Source organism: Mycobacterium sp. (genome assembly GCF_032162105.1).
Classification (GTDB): domain Bacteria; phylum Actinomycetota; class Actinomycetes; order Mycobacteriales; family Mycobacteriaceae; genus Mycobacterium.
On the sequence record NZ_JAVRPS010000522.1, the window covers coordinates 1 to 6,605 of the forward strand.

Here is a 6,605-nt window from a genome sequence, read left to right on the forward strand (position 1 = left end):
AACGGAGGCCGTGAATGTCTGACCCAGATCTTTCTCCCGTCGCTCCGCTCGCCCCGGACCGTTCTCCCGTCGCTGCGCTCGCCCCGGTATGCGCCGACTACGCCGCGGTCACCGACCTGCGGGCCACCGATCCAGGCGCGGTCGCCCGCGCATGGAACGACCGGACCACCCGTCCCACCATCCGGGGCGACGGCAGGTTGATGATCGTCGCGGCCGACCATCCCGCCCGCGGTGCACTGGCCGTCGGATCCCGACCGACCGCGATGAACAGCCGCACCGACCTGTTGGACCGGTTGCGCGCCGCGCTCGCCGATCCAGGCGTCGACGGCGTGCTCGCCACTTCCGAAATCCTCGACGACCTGCTGCTGCTCGGCGCACTCGAGGACAAGGTGGTGTTCTCGTCGTTCAACCGTGGCGGGCTGGCCGGATCGGCCTTCGAGCTCGACGACCGGATGACCGGCGCCACCGCGGCGTCCACCGCCGCGGCGAACATGAACGGCGGGAAGATGCTGTGCCGCATCGATCTCGGCGATCCCGGCACGGTCGCCACCATGACCGCCTGCGCGCAGGCGGTCGACGAGCTGGCGGCACACGGGCTGATCGCGATGGTGGAACCGTTTCTGTCCACCCGCGTCGACGGCAAGGTCCGCAACGACCTCAGCCCCGACGCGGTGATCAAGTCGGTCCACATCAGCCAGGGCTTGGGCTCCACGTCGGCATACACCTGGATGAAGCTTCCTGTGGTCGAGGAGATGGACCGGGTGATGGAGTCCACCACGTTGCCGACCCTCCTTCTCGGTGGCGATCCCGCCGATCCCGACGAAGCCTTCGCCAGTTGGGAGAAGGCGCTCGCCCTTCCGTCGGTGCGCGGGCTGATCGTCGGTCGCACCCTGCTCTACCCGGCCGACGACGATGTCAGTGCCGCGGTCGGCACCGCGGTCTCGATGGTGAGGGCCGGGGCAAGCGCGGCGACGGGAGAGAAATAGGCATGCACAGCAAGCTCTACATTCCCGCCCGCAGCGCCGAGCTGCCATTCACCGTCGACGTCACTCCCGAGTCGGCCGGCTGGACCGAATCCTCCTTGCAGGTCCTCGAACTCGACGACAGCCAGTCCCTTGAATCCAACACCGGCGGCACCGAGGTGATGATCCTTCCACTCGTCGACGGGGGCACCGTCGAGTGCGACGGAGTCACCTATGAACTGACCCCGCGCGCGTCGGTCTTCGACGGGCCCGCCGACATGGTCTACCTCGGCATCGGGCAGGAGTACCGGATCAGCGGTGAAGGCCGATTCGCGATCTGCGGCGCCCGCGCCAAACGGGCGTTCCCGAACCGTCGCGTGGCCGCCGCCGACGTGCCCGTCGAACTGCGCGGTGCGGGCAATTGCAGCCGCCAGGTGCACAACTTCGGCACCGCAGGCGTCTTCGAGGCCGACTCGCTGATCGCCTGCGAGGTGATCACACCGGGCGGCAACTGGTCGAGCTACCCGGCGCACAAGCACGATGAGAACACGCCGACCCAATCGGAACTCGAGGAGATCTACTACTTCGAAATCGCTGCCGGGCCGGATGATTCGCGCGGGTTCGGCTATCACCGGGTGTACGGCACGCCCGACCGCCCCATCGAGGTGCTCGAGGAGGTGCGCACCGGTGACGTCGTGCTGGTGCCGCACGGCTACCACGGCCCGTCGGTCGCGGCGCCGGGCTATCACATGTACTACCTCAACGTGATGGCCGGACCGGGCGCCGAGCGCGCCTGGAAGATCGTCGACGACCCGGAGCACGCCTGGCTTCGCGGCACCTGGGACGACCAGGCCGTCGACCCCCGTCTGCCCTTGCACGAGACAGGAGCCTGATCCGTGGTTTCCACCGCACCGAAGCGGGCCGAGAAGACCGCCGACACCGAGCCGACCGTACGGCTCACGGTGGCGCAGGCCACTATTCGCTTCCTGGCCAGTCAATACGTCGAGCGCGACGGTGAACGCACCAGGTTCTTCGCAGGCTGCTTCGGCATCTTCGGGCACGGCAACGTGGCCGGGCTGGGCCAGGCGCTGCTAGAGGACGAGGTGGCAGCCGCCGAATCGGGAACCGAACCGGGGCTGCGCTACGTGCTGGGCCGCAACGAGCAGGCCATGGTACACAGCGCGGTCGCCTACGCCCGCCAGAAGGACCGCCTGCAGACCTGGGCGGTGAGCGCCAGCGTCGGACCGGGCTCGACCAACATGTTGACCGGGGCGGCACTGGCCACCATCAACCGGCTGCCCGTGCTGTTATTGCCCGCCGACACGTTCGCCACCCGCGTCAGCGCGCCGGTGCTGCAGGAACTCGAGCTGCCTTCGTCGGGCGACGTCACCGTCAACGACGCGTTCAAGCCGCTGTCGCGCTACTTCGACCGGGTGTGGCGCCCCGAGCAGCTGCCCGCTGCACTGCTTGGCGCGATGCGGGTGCTGACCGACCCCGTCGAGACGGGAGCAGCGACGGTGTCGATCCCTCAGGACGTGCAGGCCGAAGCGCACGACTGGCCGGAATCGCTGTTCGCCCAACGCACCTGGCACGTCGCACGTCCGCTGCCAGAGCGCTCGGTGATCGCACGCGCCGCCGAGGTGATCCGATCGGCGACCAAGCCGCTGATCGTCGCAGGCGGCGGCGTCATCTACTCCGGCGCCACCGACGCGCTGGCCGCGTTCTGCGAGAAGACGGGCATCCCGGTGGGCCAGAGCCAGGCGGGCAAGGGGTCACTCCCCTACGACCACCCGCAGTCCGTCGGCGCGATCGGCTCGACCGGCACCACCGCCGCCAACGCGCTGGCCACCGAGGCGGACGTCGTGATCGGCATCGGCACCCGCTATAGCGACTTCACCTCGGCGTCACGCACCGCGTTCAACAACCCCGCCGTGCGATTCGTCAACGTCAACGTGGCGTCGCTGGACTCGGTCAAGCAGGGCGGCGTCAGCGTCGTCTCCGACGCCCGCGAGGCCATCGAGGCCCTGGACGTTGCACTCGGCGACTACTCGGTCAGCGACGAATACCGCTCCCGCACCGCGGCTCTCGGGCAGGAGTGGGAGGACACCGTGTCGGCGGTTTATCGGGTCGACGACGGTGCCGCGCTGAACCAGAACCAGGTGATCGGGCTGGCGAACACCCTGTCCGATCCCCGTGACGTCGTGGTGTGCGCGGCCGGGTCGATGCCCGGCGACCTGCACAAGCTGTGGCGCACCCGCGACCCGAAGGGCTACCACGTCGAATACGGCTTCTCCTGCATGGGTTACGAGATCGCCGGCGGCATCGGCGCCAGGATGGCCAGCCCGGACCGCGACGTGTTCATCATGGTCGGCGACGGCTCCTACCTGATGATGGCCACCGAACTCGTGACCGCCGTGCAGGAAGGCGTCAAGGTCATCGTCGTGCTGGTGCAGAACCACGGCTTCGCCTCGATCGGTTCGCTGTCAGAGGCGTTGGGCTCTCAGCGATTCGGCACCGCCTATCGGTACCGCAGCGATGACGGCAGGCTCGACGGCGGGACTTTGCCGGTCGACCTGGCCGCCAACGCCGCCAGCCTCGGCGCCGACGTCATCCGCGTGGTCACCGCCGCCGACTTCACCGATGCGGTGAAGGTGGCCAAGGCCAGTGACCGCACCACGGTCATCCACGTGGAGACGGATCCGTTGATCGCCGCACCTGACAGCGAATCGTGGTGGGACGTGCCGGTCAGCGAGACGTCCACGCTGGAATCCACCCAGTCCGCCCACCAGACGTACGCGGACTGGAAGAAGATCCAGCGCCCCCTCATCCGTCCCTCCGAGCTCTGAAAGGACATCAAGACGTGAGCACCATCCTGGTCGGCTCCGCCCCCGACTCCTGGGGCGTGTGGTTCCCCGACGATCCGGGCCAGACCCCCTACACCCGCTTCCTCGACGAGGTCGCCGCGTCCGGTTATGAGTGGATCGAGCTCGGCCCCTACGGCTATCTGCCCACCGACCCGAAGAAGCTGTCCGACGAACTGGCCGCCCGCAACCTGAAGCTCTCGGCGGGAACGGTTTTCGAACACCTGCATCAGGACGATTCGTGGGACGCGGTCTGGAAGCAGATCGCGGACGTCGCGAAGCTGACGGCTGCGGTCGGCGGCAAGCACGTCGTCGTCATCCCGGAGATGTGGCGCGATCCCGCCACCGGCGCCGTGCTCGAGGACCGCAACCTCACCGCTGAGCAGTGGCGCAAGAAGACCCAGGGCATGAACGAGCTGGGCAAGGCGATGTTCGAGAAGTACGGCGTGCGTGCGCAATACCATCCGCACGCCGACAGCCACGTCGACACGCAAGAGAACGTGTACCGCTTCCTCGACGGCACCGACGGTCAGTTCGTCAACCTCTGCCTGGACACCGGCCACATCAGCTACTGCGGCGGCGACAACATCGCGATCATCGAGCGCGCCCCCGAGCGCATCGGTTACCTGCACCTCAAACAGGTCGACCAAGCGGTGCGCGCGAAGGTCGAGGCCGAGGACCTGCCGTTCGGCGAGGCCGTCAAGCTCGGTGCCATGACGGAGCCGCCACGCGGAATCCCCGACATGCCACCGCTTCTGGCCGCCGTCGAGAAGCTCGGCATCGACGTGTTCGCGATCGTCGAGCAGGACATGTACCCGTGTGAGGTCGACGCTCCGCTCCCCATCGCCCAGCGCACCAGGAACTATCTCGGGTCCTGCGGCATTCCGTCCGTTCGATTCAGCTAGTCGGCCGCTTTCATTTAGGAGATTGAAAAGTCATGTCAGATCTACGCATCGCCGTTCTCGGCGTCGGCGTGATGGGTGCCGACCACGTCGCCCGCATCGAGAGCAGGATCTCCGGCGCCCGAGTCGCGGTGGTCAACGACTACGTCACCGAGAAGGCCGAGCAGATCGCCGCGGGCATCCCCGGCTGCCGCGCCATCTCCGACCCACTCGACGCGATCGCGGACCCGGGCGTCGACGCCGTCGTGCTCGCCACACCCGGCACCACCCACGAGAAGCAGCTGCTGGCGTGCCTCGAGCACACCAAGCCCGTGATGTGCGAGAAACCGCTGACCACCGACGTCGAGACCTCCCTGGAGGTCGTCAAGCGGGAGGCTGAACTCGCCACCAGGTTGATCCAGGTCGGCTTCATGCGCCGGTTCGACCACGAGTACGCCCAGCTGAAGGCACTCCTCGACGGGGGCGAGCTGGGCCTCCCGCTGGTGCTGCATTGTGCGCACCGAAATGCCGTCGTACCGCCCACATTCGACAGCGTGATGGTGGTACGGGACTCGCTAGTGCACGAGGTCGACGTCACCCGGTTCCTGTTCGACGAGGAGATCGCCTCGATCCAGATCATCAAACCCACGGCGAATCCGGCTGCGCCGCAAGGCCTCGCCGATCCACAGATCGCGATCATGCGGACCACCTCCGGCAAGCACGTTGATGTGGAGCTGTTCGTCACCACCGGGGTGGGGTACGAGGTGCGCACCGAGGTGGTCGCCGAGCGGGGCAGCGCGATGATCGGCCTCGACGCCGGCCTGGTGCGCACGGGCGCCCCTGGCACGCGGGGCGGCCAGATCACCCCGGGCTTCCGTGAACGGTTCGGCCAGGCCTACGACACCGAGTTCCAGCGCTGGGTCGACGCCGTGCACCGCGGCCGCTCGACGGGGGACTTCACCGACGGACCGAACGCCTGGGACGGCTACGCCGCCGCCGCGGTGTGCGAAGCCGGTGTCGAGTCATTGCAGAGCGGACTTCCCGTCGAGGTGAAGATGGTCGACCGCAGATCGATTCCGAGGGCCTGACGTGAAGATCGCCTTGGATCCCACGCCGTTCCATCACGACCACGACCTGCTCGACTTTCCGCGCGTGGTCGCCGAACTGGGCTACGAGCATCTGCAGCTGACGCCCCACCGGGACTTCATCCCGTTCTTCAACCACCCCCGCGCGGACGACGACCTGGTCGCCAAGTTCCGCAAGTCGTGCGCCGACGCCGGCGTCGGGATCGCCTCGGTGCTGCCGGTGCTGCGCTGGTCCGGGCCGGACGAGGATGCCCGGGAAGCCGCGGTGCGGAACTGGAAGCGCGTCATCCAGATCACCGTCGACCTCGGGGTGAACGTGATCAACACCGAGTTCTCCGGGCGCCCCGAGAAGGCCGAGGAATCCGAGCGGGCGTTCTTCCGCTCGATGGAGGAGCTGGTGCCGATCTTCGAGCGCGAGGGCATCGACGTCCGGATCGATCCGCACCCCGACGACTTCGTCGAGGACGGTCTGGAGGCGGTGCGGATCATTCGGGGCGTCAACTCCCCCAACCTCGGCATGGTGTACGTGGCGTGCCACACATTTCATATGGGGGCCAGCATGACTGACATCATGCGCGCCGCGGGCGACAAGCTCCGGCTGGTCCACGTCGCCGACACCATGGACCACCATCGCAGCCACGGGTTGCGGTACATCACCAACCCGCCGGGCAACCCGGTACGGGTGCACCAGCACCTCAAGATCGGCGACGGCGACCTCGACTGGGACGAGTTCTTCGGCGGCCTGGCCGAGATCGGCTTCTACGACCGGCCGGACACCGTGATGGTGTCGTCGGTGTTCGCCGAGGACGAGAACGC

General features: G+C 67.7%; 6 protein-coding genes. All 6 read left to right on the forward strand.

Going from position 1 to position 6,605, the window contains the following annotated elements:
* The first annotated feature begins 14 nt into the window (after positions 1–14).
* The gene (locus tag QOC69_RS26900) at positions 15–986 is read left to right on the forward strand and encodes a Cgl0159 family (beta/alpha)8-fold protein (protein ID WP_526445420.1); all 972 of its coding nucleotides are present in this window, start codon (positions 15–17) and stop codon (positions 984–986) included.
* 2 nt (positions 987–988) lie between these two features.
* Complete coding sequence (gene iolB, locus QOC69_RS26905) at positions 989–1,855, forward strand: 5-deoxy-glucuronate isomerase (RefSeq protein ID WP_526445422.1); 867 nt, start codon at positions 989–991, stop codon at positions 1,853–1,855.
* 3 nt (positions 1,856–1,858) lie between these two features.
* Positions 1,859–3,808: a 3D-(3,5/4)-trihydroxycyclohexane-1,2-dione acylhydrolase (decyclizing) gene (gene iolD, locus QOC69_RS26910; RefSeq protein ID WP_526445424.1), complete on the forward strand. Its 1,950-nt coding sequence runs from the start codon at positions 1,859–1,861 to the stop codon at positions 3,806–3,808.
* 14 nt (positions 3,809–3,822) lie between these two features.
* Positions 3,823–4,728: a sugar phosphate isomerase/epimerase family protein gene (locus QOC69_RS26915; protein ID WP_526445426.1), complete on the forward strand. Its 906-nt coding sequence runs from the start codon at positions 3,823–3,825 to the stop codon at positions 4,726–4,728.
* Positions 4,729–4,760: 32 nt separating this feature from the next.
* On the forward strand, positions 4,761–5,792 hold the full coding sequence (locus QOC69_RS26920) for a Gfo/Idh/MocA family protein (protein WP_526445428.1): 1,032 nt from the start codon (positions 4,761–4,763) through the stop codon (positions 5,790–5,792).
* A gap of 1 nt (position 5,793) precedes the next feature.
* On the forward strand, positions 5,794–6,605 hold an 812-nt coding region (locus tag QOC69_RS26925; RefSeq protein ID WP_526445430.1), incomplete at its 3' end, for a sugar phosphate isomerase/epimerase family protein.